The 14,909-nt window shown below is 68.9% G+C and carries 12 protein-coding genes and 5 pseudogenes; 15 read left to right on the top strand and 2 right to left on the bottom strand.

What is annotated here, in order from left to right; translation table 11 throughout:
- Positions 1-177 precede the first annotated feature (177 nt).
- Together N7590_RS06715 and N7590_RS06720 are read right to left on the bottom strand one after the other, a co-directional pair.
- Positions 178-1,698 (bottom strand): thioredoxin family protein, encoded by a 1,521-nt coding sequence (locus N7590_RS06715; RefSeq protein ID WP_164241195.1) that lies wholly within the window; start codon positions 1,696-1,698, stop codon positions 178-180.
- A 129-nt stretch (positions 1,699-1,827) separates the two neighbouring features.
- Entirely contained in the window at positions 1,828-2,277 is a 450-nt protein-coding gene (locus N7590_RS06720; protein ID WP_053511746.1) for a GNAT family N-acetyltransferase, read from the bottom strand.
- Positions 2,278-2,343: 66 nt separating this feature from the next.
- Here N7590_RS06720 and N7590_RS06725 point away from each other — a divergent pair, with 66 nt between their 5' ends.
- From N7590_RS06725 to N7590_RS06795, 15 genes and pseudogenes are all read left to right on the top strand, one after another.
- The gene (locus N7590_RS06725; protein ID WP_164241194.1) at positions 2,344-3,288 is read left to right on the top strand and encodes a TIGR03571 family LLM class oxidoreductase; all 945 of its coding nucleotides are present in this window, start codon (positions 2,344-2,346) and stop codon (positions 3,286-3,288) included.
- Between the two features lie 145 nt (positions 3,289-3,433).
- Positions 3,434-3,745 carry a DUF3817 domain-containing protein gene (locus N7590_RS06730; protein WP_053511744.1) on the top strand — a complete coding sequence of 104 codons (312 nt, stop codon included), beginning with the start codon at positions 3,434-3,436 and terminating at the stop codon, positions 3,743-3,745.
- Between the two features lie 153 nt (positions 3,746-3,898).
- Complete coding sequence (locus N7590_RS06735) at positions 3,899-5,095, top strand: MFS transporter (RefSeq protein ID WP_053449962.1); 1,197 nt, start codon at positions 3,899-3,901, stop codon at positions 5,093-5,095.
- Positions 5,092-6,285, top strand: coding sequence for an isochorismate synthase (locus N7590_RS06740; RefSeq protein WP_053511743.1), 1,194 nt, complete (start codon positions 5,092-5,094; stop codon positions 6,283-6,285). The genes N7590_RS06735 and N7590_RS06740 overlap by 4 nt, the downstream gene beginning before the upstream one ends.
- The gene (locus N7590_RS06745; RefSeq protein ID WP_053511742.1) at positions 6,282-7,934 is read left to right on the top strand and encodes an AMP-binding protein; all 1,653 of its coding nucleotides are present in this window, start codon (positions 6,282-6,284) and stop codon (positions 7,932-7,934) included. The genes N7590_RS06740 and N7590_RS06745 overlap by 4 nt, the downstream gene beginning before the upstream one ends.
- Complete coding sequence (locus N7590_RS06750) at positions 7,934-8,566, top strand: isochorismatase family protein (protein WP_006449828.1); 633 nt, start codon at positions 7,934-7,936, stop codon at positions 8,564-8,566. Before N7590_RS06745 ends, N7590_RS06750 begins: the two co-directional genes overlap by 1 nt.
- Positions 8,566-8,823, top strand: a complete 258-nt coding sequence (locus N7590_RS06755) for a phosphopantetheine-binding protein (RefSeq protein WP_008266045.1) — start codon at positions 8,566-8,568, stop codon at positions 8,821-8,823. Before N7590_RS06750 ends, N7590_RS06755 begins: the two co-directional genes overlap by 1 nt.
- Positions 8,820-12,710, top strand: a complete 3,891-nt coding sequence (locus N7590_RS06760) for a non-ribosomal peptide synthetase (RefSeq protein ID WP_164241193.1) — start codon at positions 8,820-8,822, stop codon at positions 12,708-12,710. The genes N7590_RS06755 and N7590_RS06760 overlap by 4 nt, the downstream gene beginning before the upstream one ends.
- Positions 12,701-13,459: a 2,3-dihydro-2,3-dihydroxybenzoate dehydrogenase gene (locus N7590_RS06765; protein ID WP_164241192.1), complete on the top strand. Its 759-nt coding sequence runs from the start codon at positions 12,701-12,703 to the stop codon at positions 13,457-13,459. Before N7590_RS06760 ends, N7590_RS06765 begins: the two co-directional genes overlap by 10 nt.
- Positions 13,460-13,677: 218 nt before the next feature.
- Positions 13,678-14,124, top strand: coding sequence for a transposase (locus N7590_RS06770; protein WP_279935256.1), 447 nt, complete (start codon positions 13,678-13,680; stop codon positions 14,122-14,124).
- A 28-nt stretch (positions 14,125-14,152) separates the two neighbouring features.
- Positions 14,153-14,272: pseudogene (locus N7590_RS06775) on the top strand (transposase); the annotation flags it as partial.
- 31 nt (positions 14,273-14,303) lie between these two features.
- Positions 14,304-14,420, top strand: a pseudogene (locus N7590_RS06780) (transposase); the annotation flags it as partial.
- A 28-nt stretch (positions 14,421-14,448) separates the two neighbouring features.
- Positions 14,449-14,568: pseudogene (locus N7590_RS06785) on the top strand (transposase); the annotation flags it as partial.
- 31 nt (positions 14,569-14,599) lie between these two features.
- Positions 14,600-14,716, top strand: a pseudogene (locus N7590_RS06790) (transposase); the annotation flags it as partial.
- A gap of 28 nt (positions 14,717-14,744) precedes the next feature.
- Positions 14,745-14,865, top strand: a pseudogene (locus N7590_RS06795) (transposase); the annotation flags it as partial.
- Positions 14,866-14,909 lie beyond the last annotated feature (44 nt).

The following is a 14,909-nucleotide window of genomic DNA, read 5'->3' on the forward strand; positions in this document are numbered from 1 at the left end:
CGCAGGAAACCGCCCGGTGGCGGGGGGAGGGGCTGGCCGGGACCGATGGCGCCATGAATGGCGCCATCGAGCCCCCAAGGATGGGTTTACGGCGTGTCCCGGCGGGCCCTTCTCCCGCCACAACCGATATCAACAAAAGCGCCGGAAGGCGAACCGGCCGCCAGCGCTTTCATCAACTCAGCTCAGCCAGTCCCTGCAAGCGCTGTCGACCTGCTCGCCACACGCCTGCTGCATCCGTTGCTGCAACCGCGCCAGGGTCTCTGCGCCCTGGTGCTTGCCACTCCACGCCTTCAGCTGCCCGGCCAGGCGCTCGAAACGCTGGCGCGTGCGCTGGTGATAACCCGACGGCTGTGCGTCCAGTTCGGCGATCAGCGAGCTGGTGGCCTGCTCGATGCGCCGTGCATCGTCCGGCGCCAGCTTCAGCAACCCTTCCACGTACAGCACGCCCCATTGCACGCGGGTGGCCGGGCCATGCGCACCGTCGTAGGCACGCTTCAGCCATTCCAGTGCACCGGCGGTGTCGCCGCGCTGCTCGGCCAGTTCGGCCAACTCGGGCATGTAGTAGTACGGCTGCTCACTGCGCTTCAGTTCGGCCAGCAACAGCGCTTCCGCTCCCGCGTCGTCACCCACCTCGCGCAGGGCATAGACCGCGCTGCTGATCGTGGCCTGGCGCGCATGGGCATCGGTGGCGGCAGCATCGGCCGCGGCGACGCGTTGCTTGACCCGCGCCACCAGCGCCGCCGGTAGCGCGCCCTTCGGTTGCTGCTGGCGGGCCAGCGACACCTCTGTCAGGGCCCGCGACAGCGCGTCGTCGGCGCGGTCGCCGCGTTCTGCGTCGGCGCGCTCCAGCGCGACCAGCAGCTGCTGGCCCAGCGTAGTGCGGGTGGCCGGGCCGGCACTGGCCTGCTTGACCAGCGTGGCGCCGGCATAGCCCAGCAGCTCGCGGTTGCGGCGTACCTCGGCCGGCTGGGCCAGTACCGCCTGCAGCAGCTCACGGACTTCGGTGGGCGAGGCGCTCGGTTTCTCCGCGGTGGCCAGCGCCAGCAGCGCGAAACGACGCTGCAGGGTAGCCTCCGGCGCCGCCTTGGATAGCTGCCGCAGCACGTCCTCGCTCCTGCGTTCGCCGGCCAGGCGGTTGGCATCCACTTCCCAGCCGTAGTCGCCCAGCACCTGCCAGTCCTCGGCGGCCAGCCTGTCCGGCGTCGCCAGCGCGGTGGCCAGTGTGGCAGCGACTGCGCTGCGGCGTCCGGCGGCCACGGTCAGTGCGCGGGTCAGTTCGGCCGCGTCGTTGCCACCGGCCACGCGGGTGATTTCGTTGCGCTGCGGGTCGAGCACGATCAGGGTCGGGTAGCCGCGTACGCCGAAGCGCTCGCCCCACGCCTGCGCCCCTTCCTCGTCGCCATCCAGGTAGACCGGCACGAACTTGCCGGTCAGTGCGATGAAGGCCGGGTCCTTGAACAGGCCGGCCTTGAGCTGGTTGCAGGGCGGGCACCAGACCGCGCCCCAGTACAGAAGCACCGGCTTGCCGCTGTCGGCGGCCTCGGCGAACGCATCGTCGACGTCGCCCTGGCGCCAGGCGATGGCGGTGGCCGGTGCCGGGGCTTCGGCGGAGTTGGCGGTGGACACCGGGGCTGGCGTGCAGGCGCTCAGCGCCGAGGCCAGCAGCAACACGGAAAGCGCGACGCGCATCGGCAGCATCTCGAAGGGCGGGGTGACAGGCCATTGTAGGAAGGGCCGGGGAACGTGCTGATTCAGTTTGCTTATGACGGGCGCGCTGCAGGGCATGACGCCCGTCGGGCATTGCCGGTCAATGCCAGGAGGATGCCTTCAGGCCGCTGCCCACACCATCTGCTGATACACCAACCCATTGAACTCGCCAACCTCGCCATCCAGCACGAAGCCATAGCGCAGGTAGGTCGGCACTGCATTGAGCGAGGCGCGGACGGTCAGCATCGGCCCGCGCACCTGCGGAAGCACCGCTTCGAACAAGGCATGGCCGATGCCCTGGCCCTGGCAGGCGGGATCGACGAACAGCATCGCCAGGTGCCGTCCCTCCTTCAGTTCGACCACGCCGACCACGCGTGCGTCCTGCTCGGCGACGAGGATGAGGTTGTCGCCCTGCAGGCGTGCGCCGAACGCATCGGCGGCCGCAACGCTACCGAAGGTGGCGATGCCGGTCGCGCTGAGCGACGGCGCCACGGCCTCGTTGAACGCGGCCAGGCACACCCCGCTGATCGCAGGCAGGTCATCGGCATGGGCGGGGCGGATCTTCGGCATGCAGCGTTCTTCCCGTGGTATGTGGCGCGTCAGCGTCGCCGGGTACCTGCACGCTAAGCTGGCGGCATGAGTGAATTCAATCCCGCCTACGCTTCGTTGTTTCCGCAACAAGGGCTGAGCCTGGGCCTGATGACGCCCGTTGCGGCGCATGGGCTGGCCGATCCACGCGAGGCGCGGCGCATCGCGCGGCTGGCCGACGATCTGGGCTTCGCCGCACTGTGGACGCGCGACGTGCCGCTGATGGTGCCGCAAGGGCCGGATGCGACGGCCAGCGCATTGGACGATCCGTTCCTGTGGCTGGGCATGCTGGCTGCCGCGACCGAGCGCATCGCGGTCGGCAGTGCGGCCATCGTGCTGCCGCTGCGGCAACCGCTGCAGGTGGCGAAGTCGGCACTGAGCCTGGACCGGATCAGCGATGGACGTTTCGTGCTGGGGCTGGGATCGGGCGATCGACCGGAAGAGTTCGCCGCCTTCGGCGAGGACCTGGAGGGCAGGGCGGCGACCTTCCGCGAACGCTGGTCGCTGCTGCGCGCGGCGCTGTCACCTGATGCCGATGAGCGGGCCGCGGTGCTGCGGGCGACCGGCGGCTTCGATGTGCTGCCGGCGCCGGCCACGCGCATTCCGATGCTGGTGGTGGGCACGGCGCGGCAGAGCCTGCAGTGGATCGCGCGCGAGGCCGAGGGTTGGGCCACCTATCACCGCGAGGAGGCTGCACAGGAAGGGCGCATCGGCTTGTGGCAGCAGGCGCTCGTGCAACGCGGCGGGGCAGGCAAGCCGTTCGTGCAGTCGATGCAGCTGGACCTGCAGGCAGATCCGCAGGCACCGCCCGAGCCGCTGCCGCTGGGCCTGAAGGTCGGCCGCGACGGTCTGCGCGACTATCTGCTGCGCGTGCATGCGCAGGGCGTGGCGCATGTGATGTTCAACCTGGTCGACAACGGGCGGCCGATGGACAGCGTGCTGCGCGAGATCGGAGAGCAGATCCTTCCGCACGTACCCGCGCGCCGACTGTAGCGTCGAGCCATGCTCGACTGCTTCTGCTGGATACGCCGAATCAACGGCAGTCGAGCATGGCTCGACTCTACAGGGGGCGTGCATCTGCGTATCATTCGCATTTGATTTCCCGATGCCGGAGCCCCGCGTGACCCAACATTCCCCCATGCACCCGACCGGACGCCTGTTCGCAGTGGTCGCCTTCATCGAGGCCGTGACCTGGGTCGGCCTGCTCATCGGCATGTGGATGAAGTACGGCCCGATGGCCAACGTGGCACTGGTGAAACTGTTCGGCCCGCTGCATGGCGCGGCGTTCCTGGTCTACGTGGCGGTCACCCTGCTCGCGGCCGTGCGCCTGCGCTGGCCGTGGTGGGCCAGTGCGCTGGCGCTGCTGGCGGCCGGCCCGCCGCTGGTCACGCTGCCTCTGGAATGGTGGTTCAAGCGGCGTGGCCTGCTGGGCCTGCGCGCAACGCGCTGAAGCCACTGTTACACGCCCATTCAAGAGAATGGGTATCAAATGCAAATACGAGCCGTTATCATTTGAGGGCGGTGTCCGCCCCTGAACGGGACGGACGCCGGGCGGGGCGCACAGGCGTACCCGGCGATCCTTCCCTGTTACGGCTGGTGTTCCATGCACGCACGTCCCGTCGTTCCCGGCTTGCCGGCGCTGGTCCTGGCAGCCCTGATCGGCACCATGGCGATGATGTCCTTCGTTGCCGTGATCGGTCCGGTGGTCCGCATGCTCGGCCTGTCCGAGTGGCACGCTGGACTGTCAGTCACGGCGGCGGGCGTGTTGTGGATGCTGGCTGCGCGCCCGTGGGGGCAGCTCAGCGACCGCATTGGCCGCAAGCGCGTGCTGATGCTGGCGATGAGTGCCTACACCGTGGTCTACATCGCGCTGGCGGTGTTCATCGATGTTGCTCTGCAGGCGGTGCCGCCGGTACTGGTGTCGGTGCTGGTGTTGGTGGGTGCACGCGGCCTGATCGGGCTGTTCTATGCGGCCGTCCCGCCCACGGCCGCCGCGCTGATCGCTGACAAGGCCCCGGCCGGACAGCGCGCCAGCTTCCTCGCCCGGCTGGGCAGCGCCAACGCATTGGGCATGGTGCTGGGTCCGGCGGCCGCGGGTTGGCTGGCCTACACGAATCTGTCGCTGGCGCTGTATGTGGCCGCCGTGCTGCCGCTGCTGGCGCTGGCATTGCTGGCCTGGCGGCTGCCGGCCACGCCGCCGGTGGCGGGAGGCGGCGCGCAGCGCCGCGCGCCGATGCGCAGGCTCGACCCGCGCCTGCGCCTGCCGCAGCTGGCGGCGTTCATCGCGATGGTGTCGGTCACCATCGCGCAGGTCACGGTCGGCTTCTTCGCGATTGATCGATTGGGTCTGGATGCTGCAGCCGGCGCGCGCATGGCCGGCATCGCGCTCACCGCGGTCGGCGTCGGTCTGATCCTGGCGCAGGCGTTGGTGATGAAGCTGGACGTGCACCCGCGGCGCTGGATCATCCTCGGTGCACTGATCTCCGGTATTGGTTTCGCCTCCGTGGCGGGCGTACAGCACGCCTGGCAGTTGCCGGCGGCCTACGCGCTGGCGGCGTTCGGCATGGGCTTCGTGTTCCCCTCGTTCCAGGCGCTGGCCGCCGATGCCGTGGAGGCGCACGAGCAGGGCGCCGCCGCCGGCACCGTGGCGGCAGCGCAGGGCCTGGGCATGGTGGCCGGGCCGATGCTCGGCACGCTGTTGTATCGCGGCGGGCCGAGCCTGCCTTACCTGCTGGTCGGCGCGCTGCTGCTGTTGCTGTGCGCGCTGGCCGCAGCGCACCGGATGAAGGAGACCCCATGAGCGATTCCCTGATGCAGGGCGCGTGGCCCGAGGCTGCACCGGCGCTGTTGGAGAACAGCGACGACGCGTCGCTGTTCCTGCTGCAGCATGCTGGCCAGCACGTGCACGCGCGTGGCTGTCGGGCGACGCTGCCGAATGGCGCGCTGGCCAGCTTGGCCGGGCGCGTTGCCGAGTTCTTCGCGCAGCAGCGCGGCGGGCCGGGCCTGCTGGTCGGGGCGGTGCCGTTCGAGCCGCGTGCCGACGATGCGCTGTACCAGCCCGAGCGCCTGCTGCCGGCGTTGCCGCTGCAGCCACAGGCGGCACCCGCGCTGCAGGGCCCATTGCAGGCCGAGCCCGCAGCGCAGGACTATGCAGCCGCCGTTGCCGCGGCAGTGCAGGCGCTGCGCGCACCCGAACAGGACCTGCACAAGGTGGTGCTGGCGCGCAGCCTGTTGGCGCGTACCCGCAACGCGCTGTCACCGGAGGTGCTGCTGGCGCGCCTGGGCGCCGATCCTTCGGTGGCCACCTACGCGGTTCCGCTTCCGGTCGAACTGGGGCAGGCGCCCGCCTGGCTGGTCGGCGCAACGCCCGAGTTGTTGCTGCGCAAGCGTGGCGCGCAGCTGTTGTCGCATCCATTGGCCGGATCTGCACGCCGCAGTGCCGATCCTGCCGAAGACGAGCGCGCCGCGCAGGCATTGCTGGCCTCGACCAAGGATCATGACGAACACCGTCATGTGGTGGACGCGATCGTCGACGGCCTGGCGCCGTACTGCAGCCACATCGATGCGCAGCCGCGCCCGGCGCTGCATGCCACTGCCAGCATGTGGCACCTTGGCACGCGCATCCATGCCACCCTGAAGGACTCGCAGACCCCTGCAGCCGAGCTGCTCGCACAATTGCATCCGACACCGGCAGTCTGTGGCACGCCGCGCCTGGCTGCGCTGCAGCGCATCCGCGAGCTGGAGCCGGTGCCGCGCGGTTTCTATGCGGGCGCGGTCGGCTGGCTGGACGCACAGGGCGACGGCGACTGGTACGTGGCGATCCGCTGCGCGCGACTGCAGGGGACGCAGCTGCGGCTGTACGCAGGTGCCGGCATCGTCGCCGAGTCGCAGCCCGAGTCCGAAGTGGCCGAGACCGCAGCGAAGTTTGCTGCCCTGTTGAATGCGCTGGGCGTCCACGACGCCGCGCCCGCGATCGAGCCTGCGGCATGAACATTTCCGACACTTCTTTCCGCATGCCACTGCGCCAGGTATGGCCGGACGATCTGGTGGCGCGCTACCGCGAGGCCGGTCACTGGCGTGGCGAAACCTTCCCGGCCTTCCTGCGCGAGCGCGCCGAATGCTATGCCGATGACATTGCCGTGGTCGCTGGCGACGTGCGCCTGAGCTATGCGCAGCTGTGGCACGAAGCCGGCCGTATCGGTGCCGGGCTGCTGGCACGGGGCCTGCAGCCGGGCGAGCGGGTGCTGGTGCAGCTGGGCAATACCGCCGGTTTCATCACCACGGTCTGTGGCCTGTTCCGCGCTGGCCTGGTGCCGGTGTATGCGTTGCCCGCGCATCGCATCACCGAGCTGGTGCACTTCGCCAACAAGGCCGAAGCCAGTGCCTACATCACCACCGATCTGCACGACGGCTTCGATCATCGCGGGCTGGCGCGCGCGTTGCAGGCCGACGTGCCGGCGATACGCACGGTGGTGATCGACGGCGATGCGCAGGAATTCATCGCGTTGGACGGGCTGCAGGGCGACCGCGCCCAGCTGCCGGCCGACCCGGACCCGCAGTCGGTGGCTTTCCTGCAGATCTCCGGTGGCAGCACCGGCCTGTCCAAGCTGATTCCGCGTACGCACGACGACTACATCTATTCGTTCCGTGCCAGCAACGCGATCTGCGGCATCGACCGCGACAGCGTGTACCTGGTCGCGCTGCCGGCCGCACACAACTTCCCGATGAGCTCGCCGGGGTTCTTCGGCGCGCTGTACGCCGGTGCCCGCGTGGTGCTCAGCCCCGGCCCCGGCCCGGACGCGGCGTTCCCGCTGATCGCCCGCGAACACGTGACCTGCTGTGGCCTGGTGCCACCGCTGGCGTTGCTGTGGGCGCAGGCGGCGGCGACCACCGCGCATGACCTGTCCAGCCTGCAGGTGCTGCAGGTGGGAGGCGCCAAGCTGGTGCCCGAGGCCGCGCGGCGGGTGATCGACGGCCTGGGCTGCACATTGCAGCAGGTGTTCGGCATGGCCGAAGGCCTGGTCAATTACACCCGGTTGGATGATCCGGAAGACCTGATCGTCGCCTGCCAGGGGCGGCCGATCAGTGCGGACGATGAAGTGCGCGTGGTCGACGACCACGACCAGCCGGTGGCCGAGGGCGAAGTCGGGCACCTGCTGACCCGCGGCCCGTACACCATTCGCGGCTACCACAACGATGCGGTGGCCAATGCACGCTCGTTCACCGACGATGGCTTCTACCGCACCGGCGACCGCGTGCAGCAGCTTCCGGGCGGCTACCTGGTTGTGCAGGGGCGCGCGGGTGACCACATCAACCGGGCCGGTGAGAAAATCTCCGCCGAAGAGATCGAAGATCATCTGCTGGCCCACCCGGGCGTGTTCGACGCCGCCGTGGTCTCCATTCCCGACGACTATCTCGGTGAGCGCAGCTGCGCGTTCGTGATCCAGCAGGGTGAGCCGATCAAGGCGCCAGCACTGAAAGCCTGGATGCGCACGCGCGGCCTGGCCGCGTTCAAGGTGCCGGACCAGGTTGTGTTCGTCGACAGTTTCGATACCACCGCGGTCGGCAAGATCAGCCGCCGCGAACTGCGTGCGCAGCTGCGTGCGCGTCATCTGCAACAGACAGGAGGAACGCGCTGATGGCGCTGCCCCGCATTACCCACTATCCCTTGCCGACCGCTGCCGAACTGCCGCAGGCGCGCGGCCCGTGGCGCCCGCAGCGTGATCGCATCGCGCTGCTGGTACACGACATGCAGCGCTACTTCCTGGCCGCGTTCGATGCCGGCAACGCGCCGCTGCGACCGGCCGTGGACAACATCGCGCGGCTGCTGGCGCATTGCCGCGCGCACGGTATTCCCGTTTTCTACACCGCCCAGCACGGTGACCAGGACCGTCGTGATCGCGGCCTGCAGGCCGACCTGTGGGGGCCGGGCATGCGCCGCAGTGCCGACCATGAGCCGATCATCGAAGCCGTCGCACCGCAGCCGGGCGAGCATGTGCTGGTGAAGCATCGCTACAGCGCTTTCCAGCGCAGCAACCTGGAAACGCTGATGCGGGTGCGCGGCCGCGACCAGCTGCTGGTGACGGGTGTGTATGCGCATATCGGTTGCACGGCGACGGTGGTGGAAGCATTCCAACGCGACATCGAAGCCTTCATCGCCGCCGATGCCGTGGCGGATTTCTCGCGCGCCGACCACGATCAGGCGCTGCACTGGATCGCGCGCACCAGCGGTGTGCCGATGACGACCGATCAGCTGCTGGAGGCGCTGTAATGACCGCTACGGGTGAGGTGCTGGATCTGGAACGCATGCGTGCCGATGTGGCGCGGGTGCTGGACTGTGCACCGGCCGAGATCGGTGACGACGACAACCTGATCGACCTGGACCTGGATTCGATGCGCATGCTCGGCCTGGTGCTGGCCTGGGGCAACACCGGGTTGCCGCTGGAGTTCTCGCAGCTGGCCGAGCACACCACGTTGCGCCAGTGGTGGGGCGTGGTGCAGACGCTGCAGGCTGCGCAGCGCGCATGAACGCCGCTGCGTTGGCCACACTGCGGGCGTTGACCGAGGCCCAGGCCGGGCTGTGGTTCGCACAGCGGCTGGCACCAGACAATCCGTCGTTCAATACCGCCCATGCGGTGTGGATCGACGGCCCGCTGGATGTGCCCGCATTCGTGGCGGCGGCCAACCAGGCGGCGGTTGAAGCCGAGGCCTTCGCGCTGCGCTTTGCCGAAGGCACCGACGGGCAGCCATTGCAGTGGCATGACCCGGCGCACGTGCCGCTGCTGTCGGTGCGCGATCTGTCGGGCGAGGCCGACCCGGTGTCGGAGGCGCGTGCGCTGATGCAGGCCGACCGGCTCAGCGCGGTCGATCCGACCCGCGACCGGATCAGTCAGCAGGTGTTGTTCGATCTGGGCGGGCAGCGCTGGGCCTGGTACCTGCGTGTGCATCACCTGGCCGCCGATGGCTATGGGATGGCAATGTTCAGCGACCGTGTCTGCGCGCTGTACTCCGGCCGCGCGGGTGAGCCCTTGCCGGGATTGGCTGGGGTGCTGGCGGACGACGCGGCCTATCGCGCGGACGCACGTCGCGGGCTGGCCGGCCAGTGGTGGCGCGAGCAGCTGCAGGGGGCGCCTGCGGGCGTGGGCCTGACGGGTACCGAGCCGGCCAGCGATGATGCGCTGCGCTGGGTGCAGCCGCTCGATGCCGCGTTCCGCGAGCAGCTGCTGCAGGCTTCGGCGCGCTGGCTGCAACCCTGGCCGGATGTGCTGGCCGCGCTGTCGGCCGAGTACCTGCGGCGGATGAGCGCGGCCGACGAAGTGGTGGTGGGCGTGCCCTTCATGGGGCGGCTCGGCAACGCATCGGCGCGCGTGCCGGCGATGGTGATGAACGTGCTGCCGCTGCGTGTCGCGGCGGGCGAGGGCAGTGTCGAGGCGTTTAGCCGGGCACTGGGCCGGCAACTCAGCCAGGGCCGAAAGCACGGCCGCTATCGTGGCGAGCAGTTGCGCCGTGACCTGGGCCTGGTGGGCGCGCAGCAACGGCTGCACGGTCCGCTGGTGAATGTGCAGCCGTTCTACGCGCCGCTGGCACTGCCCGGCGTGCAGGCGACGCTGGAGGTGTTGTGCACCGGGCCTGTGGACGACCTGACGCTGGGCTTCCGTGGCGATGGCCAGCGTGTTCTGGATCTGGAGATTGAAGCCAATCCCGCGCTGTACCGCCGCGAGGACGTGCAGTCGCATGCCGCGCGCCTGCTGCATTTCGTGTCGGCGGCGCTGGACGCTGACGACATTGCGACGGTGCCGCTGGCCACGGCCGACGAAGCCCAGCAGGTGGTGCACGGCTTCAATGCCACTGCACATGGGCTGCCGCAGACCACGCTGGTTGAGCTGCTGCAGCAGGGCATGGACCGCGATCCGCAGGCGACCGCATTGGTGTTCGGCGATTCCGAGCTGGACCACGCCACGCTGGAGGCGCGCAGCTTTGCGCTGGCCGCCCAGCTGCGCGCGATGGGCGTCGGCCCGGGCAGCGTGGTGGTGGTGGCGCTGCCACGCTCGCTGGAACTGGTGATTGCGCTGGTGGCCGTGTTGCGTGCGGGAGCCGCGTACCTGCCGCTGGACCTGGCCCATCCTGACGAACGCCTGGCGCGCATCCTGGCCTCGGCGCAGCCGGCGTGCGTGCTGGCGGCGGCGGATGTGTCGGCGCGGATGTCCAGGGTGCCGGTGCTCGCACCGGAACAATGGACCGCACTGAGCTTCGCCGCGCCGTGGGCCGATCCGGCACCGGACGATGCGGCCTACGTGATCTACACCTCCGGTTCCACCGGCGAACCCAAGGGCGTGGTCATCGAGCACCGCGCCATCGTCAACCGCCTGCTGTGGATGCGCGAGCACTACGGCATCCGTGCAGACGACCGCGTGCTGCAGAAGACGCCGGCGACCTTCGATGTTTCGGTCTGGGAATTCTTCCTGCCGCTGCTGTGTGGGGCCACGCTGGTGATTGCCGTGCCGGACGCGCATCGTGATCCGACCGAGCTGGCACGGCTGATCCGCGCGCATGACATCACCACGGCGCACTTCGTGCCGTCGATGCTCGATGCCTTCCTGGCCGCACCGGCCTCCGAAGGCCTGCAGCTGCGTCGCGTGTTCACCAGCGGCGAGGCGCTGGACGCTTCACTGCGCGACCGCTTCCATGCGCGCGTGCGCGCCGAACTACACAACCTGTATGGCCCGACCGAAGCGGCGGTGGACGTGAGCTACTGGCCTGCGTCGGCGCAGGACCGTTCACGGCCGGTGCCGATCGGTTTCCCGGTCTGGAATACCCGCCTGTATGTGCTGGACGCGCGGATGCAGCCGCTGCCGGTGGGCGTGCCCGGTGATCTCTACCTCGGTGGCGTGCAGCTGGCACGTGGCTACCTTGGCCGCGATGACCTGACCACCGAGCGCTTCCTTGCCGATCCATTCCTACATGGCGAACGCATCTATCGCACCGGCGATGTGGCGCGCTGGCGCGACGATGGTGCGGTCGAGTACCTCGGCCGCAGCGACCACCAGGTGAAGTTGCGCGGCCTGCGCATCGAGCTGGGCGAGATCGAGGCGGCGCTGCGCGAGCTGGCGGGCTTGGAGCGCGTGGAAGTGCTGCTGCGCCAGGACGCGCCCGGCGATGCCCGGCTGGTGGCCTACGTGCCATCCGCGCTGGCCGATGCCAGCGCACTGCGCAGCCATCTGGCCACGCGCGTGCCGGATTACATGGTGCCGTCGGCATTTGTTGGCGTCGATCACTGGCCGGTGACCGCCAACGGCAAGCTGGACCGCAATGCGTTGCCGAAGCCGCCGCAGCAGGACGTGGGCGGACTGGCGCCGCGCACGCCACTGGAGCAGGAACTGGCCGGCTTGTTCGCGCAGGCGTTGGGCCGCGAGGCACCGGTGGCAGTGGATGCGGACTTCTTCAGCCTCGGCGGCGACTCGCTGTCGGCGGTGCACCTGCTGCTGGCCATCGAACAGCGCTGGCGCTGCGATCTCGGCCTGGGTGCCCTGTTCGCCCAGCCAACCGTGGCCGCGTTGGCGACGCGCATCGCTGAACCACCGGCACTGGCCGACCACGCGTTGGGGCCGGTCATTGCCTTGGCCGTCACCGATGCCACCGGGCCTGGACCGCTGTTCGTGCTGCATCCGGCCGGTGGCATTGCATGGAACTATCGGGCCCTGGCCAGGGCGCTGCAGCCGGCACGTGCGGTGTACGGCCTTCAGTCTCCCGCGCTGGATGCAGGCGAACCGATGCCGTCCAGCATCGAAGCGATGGCCAACGACTACGTGCGCCGCATCGTAACGTTGCAGCCGCAGGGTCCGGTGCACCTGCTGGGCTGGTCGGTGGGCGGCATCCTCGCCCAGGCGATGGCGGTGCGCCTGCATGAGATCGGCCGTGAGGTGGGTGAGCTGGTACTGCTGGATGCCTACCCCAGCGAGTGCTGGCGCACCGAACCGGAGCCTGACCCGATTGCCGCGCTGCGCGCACTGCTGGCGATCGCCGGCCATGACCCGGAGGCGCATCCGGAGCTGGACAACCGCGAACGCATCCTTGCATTCCTGCGGCGAGGCGGCAGTGCGCTGGGCAGTCTGCCGGATGTAGTGCTGGACGGCGTGGTGCGTGCGGTGACCGGCACCAATCGATTGATCCGCGAACACATCCACCGGCCGTTCGACGGCACCCTGGTACATGTGCGCGCCGGTCGTGATCACCAGGCACGCCCGCAGCTGCGGGCGGCGCTGTGGCGGGCGCACGCACGCAAGGTGCAGGCGCTGGAGCTGCCGTTCCTGCACGCCGAACTGACTGGGCGTGACGCGGTGGCACAGTTGGCACCGTGGCTGTCGGCGCGGCTGCGCCACTGGGATGAGCAACAGGAGATCGCAACATGCAGTTGACCGGCTTTGAAGGCCGCGTGGCCCTGGTGACCGGCGCGGCCGGTGGCATCGGTGAAGCGCTGGTACGGTTGCTGGCAGCGGCTGGCTGCACGGTGGTGGCCACCGATCGCGAGGCGCCACGTGTGGATGACGCGGGCGTGCACGCGTTTTCGCTCGATGTGACCGACAGCGTGGCGGTGGACGCACTCGTGGATCGGGTGGAAGCCAGCCTCGGGCCGATCGGCCTGGCCGCAAGCGTGGCCGGGGTGCTGCACGTGGGCGAAGTCGCCGGGACCACCGATGCCGACTGGCGCCGGGTATTCTCGGTGAACGCCGATGGCGTGTTCCATGTCGGGCGTGCACTGGCGCGGGTGATGTCGCCACGCCGGCAGGGTGCGATTGTCACTGTCAGTTCGAATGCGGCCGGCGTGCCGCGGCATGGCATGGCCGCCTATGCGGCATCCAAGGCTGCCGCCACGATGTTCACCCGTTGCCTTGGGCTGGAGCTGGCGCCGCTCGGCATCCGCTGCAACATCGTCGCCCCGGGTTCAACACTGACCCCGATGCAGACCGGCATGTGGCAGGACGAGCGCGGTGCGGAGCGGGTGATCGCCGGCAGCCTGGAGACCTACAAGGCGGGCATTCCGCTGCGCAAGCTGGCCACGCCCGACGACATCGCGCATGCGGTGATGTTCCTGCTGTCCGAACAGGCCGGACACGTGGCGATGAGCGACCTGTACGTGGACGGCGGCGCCACCCTGCGCGGGTGAGCTCCGGTGGCCGCTGGCCGGCAACCCATGACCCCCGGTAGTGCCGGCCGCTGGCCGGCAACCCATAATCCCTGGTAGTGCCGGCCGCTGGCCGGCAACCCATAATCCCTGGTAGTGCCGGCCGCTGGCCGGCAACCTCATTCAACTTCAGACATCCCCCAACACCCGTCGAGGCGAGATCTGACGTTCAACACCCACTGATCGCTCCACTATGGGGCATGAGCAGCCATCGCCTCCGCCTGGGCCGTCGCTCGATCATCGGCCAGGTCTACGTTCTGACAACTACCACGCATCAGCGCTGCCGGCTCTTTGAAAGCGAAGCTGCAGCAGCATGTGTAATCGACCAGTTCCATTACATCGAACAGCGTGGACTTGTGCAGTCACTCGCATGGGTCGTCATGCCGGATCACGTCCACTGGATGTTCGAGCTGCGCGCAGCTCACCTCCCAGACATTGCACGCCGAATGAAGTCGTCGAGTGCGCTTGCGCTGAATCGCCTGGCGGGCCGTCGAAGTACGGTATGGCAGCCTGGCTACTTCGATCATGCAGTGAGGGCTGAGGAGTCGCTCACGCGGCAGGCTTTGTACATCCTCGGGAATCCGGTGCGCGCTGGTCTTTCTGGGCAGGTTGGCGAGTATCCCTATGCGTGGTCGGTCTGGTCGTGATGCCGGCCAGCGGCCGGCACTACCCGTTGCGTTGAGGGCTGAGGAGTCGCTGGTGCGGCAGGCTCTGTACATCCTGGGGAATCCAGTACGCGCCGGTCTTGCTGGGCAGATTGGCGAGTACACACATGCGTGGTCGGTCTGGGCGTGATGCCGGCCAGCGGCCGGCACTACCCGTTGTGTTGAGGGCTGAAGAGTCGCTGGCGCGGCAGGCTTTGTACATCCTCGGGAATCCGGTACGCGCTGGTCTTGCTGGGCAGGTTGGCGAGTATCCACATGCGTGGTCGGCCTGGGCGTGATGCCGGCCAGCGGCCGGCACTACCCGTTGCGTTGAGGGCTGAGGAGTCGCTCACGCGGCAGGCTTTGTACATCCTCGGGAATCCGGTACGCGCTGGTCTTGCTGGGCAGGTTGGCGAGTATCCACATGCGTGGTCGGCCTGGGCATGATGCCGGCCAGCGGCCGGCACTACCCGTTGTGTTGAGGGCTGAGGAGTTGCTGGCGCGGCAGGCTCTGTACATCCTGGGGAATCCGGTACGCGCTGGTCCTGCTGGGCAGGTTGGCGAGTATCCCTATGCGTGGCCGGTCTGGGCGTGATGCCGGCCAGCGGCCGGCACTACCCGTTGCGTTGAGGGCTGAGGAGTCGCTGGCGCGGCAGGCTCTGTACATCCTGGGGGAATCCGGTACGCGCTGGTCTTGCTGGGCAGATTGGCGAGTATCCCTATGCGTGGTCGGCCTGGTCGTGATGCCGGCCAGCGGCCGGCACTACCAGGATTTCGCACATGGCACC

The sequence above is a fragment of the Stenotrophomonas sp. GD04024 genome, assembly GCF_029837545.1.
Taxonomy (GTDB): domain Bacteria; phylum Pseudomonadota; class Gammaproteobacteria; order Xanthomonadales; family Xanthomonadaceae; genus Stenotrophomonas; species Stenotrophomonas forensis.

What these genes read in the sequence shown, in the direction of transcription:
- N7590_RS06715 (WP_164241195.1), bottom strand. Translation starts at nt 1,698, where the DNA reads ATGCTGCCGATGCGCGTCGCGCTTTCCGTGTTGCTGCTGGCCTCGGCG.
- N7590_RS06720 (WP_053511746.1), bottom strand. Translation starts at nt 2,277, where the DNA reads ATGCCGAAGATCCGCCCCGCCCATGCCGATGACCTGCCTGCGATCAGC.
- N7590_RS06725 (WP_164241194.1), top strand. Translation starts at nt 2,344, where the DNA reads ATGAGTGAATTCAATCCCGCCTACGCTTCGTTGTTTCCGCAACAAGGG.
- N7590_RS06730 (WP_053511744.1), top strand. Translation starts at nt 3,434, where the DNA reads ATGCACCCGACCGGACGCCTGTTCGCAGTGGTCGCCTTCATCGAGGCC.
- N7590_RS06735 (WP_053449962.1), top strand. Translation starts at nt 3,899, where the DNA reads ATGCACGCACGTCCCGTCGTTCCCGGCTTGCCGGCGCTGGTCCTGGCA.
- N7590_RS06740 (WP_053511743.1), top strand. Translation starts at nt 5,092, where the DNA reads ATGAGCGATTCCCTGATGCAGGGCGCGTGGCCCGAGGCTGCACCGGCG.
- N7590_RS06745 (WP_053511742.1), top strand. Translation starts at nt 6,282, where the DNA reads ATGAACATTTCCGACACTTCTTTCCGCATGCCACTGCGCCAGGTATGG.
- N7590_RS06750 (WP_006449828.1), top strand. Translation starts at nt 7,934, where the DNA reads ATGGCGCTGCCCCGCATTACCCACTATCCCTTGCCGACCGCTGCCGAA.
- N7590_RS06755 (WP_008266045.1), top strand. Translation starts at nt 8,566, where the DNA reads ATGACCGCTACGGGTGAGGTGCTGGATCTGGAACGCATGCGTGCCGAT.
- N7590_RS06760 (WP_164241193.1), top strand. Translation starts at nt 8,820, where the DNA reads ATGAACGCCGCTGCGTTGGCCACACTGCGGGCGTTGACCGAGGCCCAG.
- N7590_RS06765 (WP_164241192.1), top strand. Translation starts at nt 12,701, where the DNA reads ATGCAGTTGACCGGCTTTGAAGGCCGCGTGGCCCTGGTGACCGGCGCG.
- N7590_RS06770 (WP_279935256.1), top strand. Translation starts at nt 13,678, where the DNA reads ATGAGCAGCCATCGCCTCCGCCTGGGCCGTCGCTCGATCATCGGCCAG.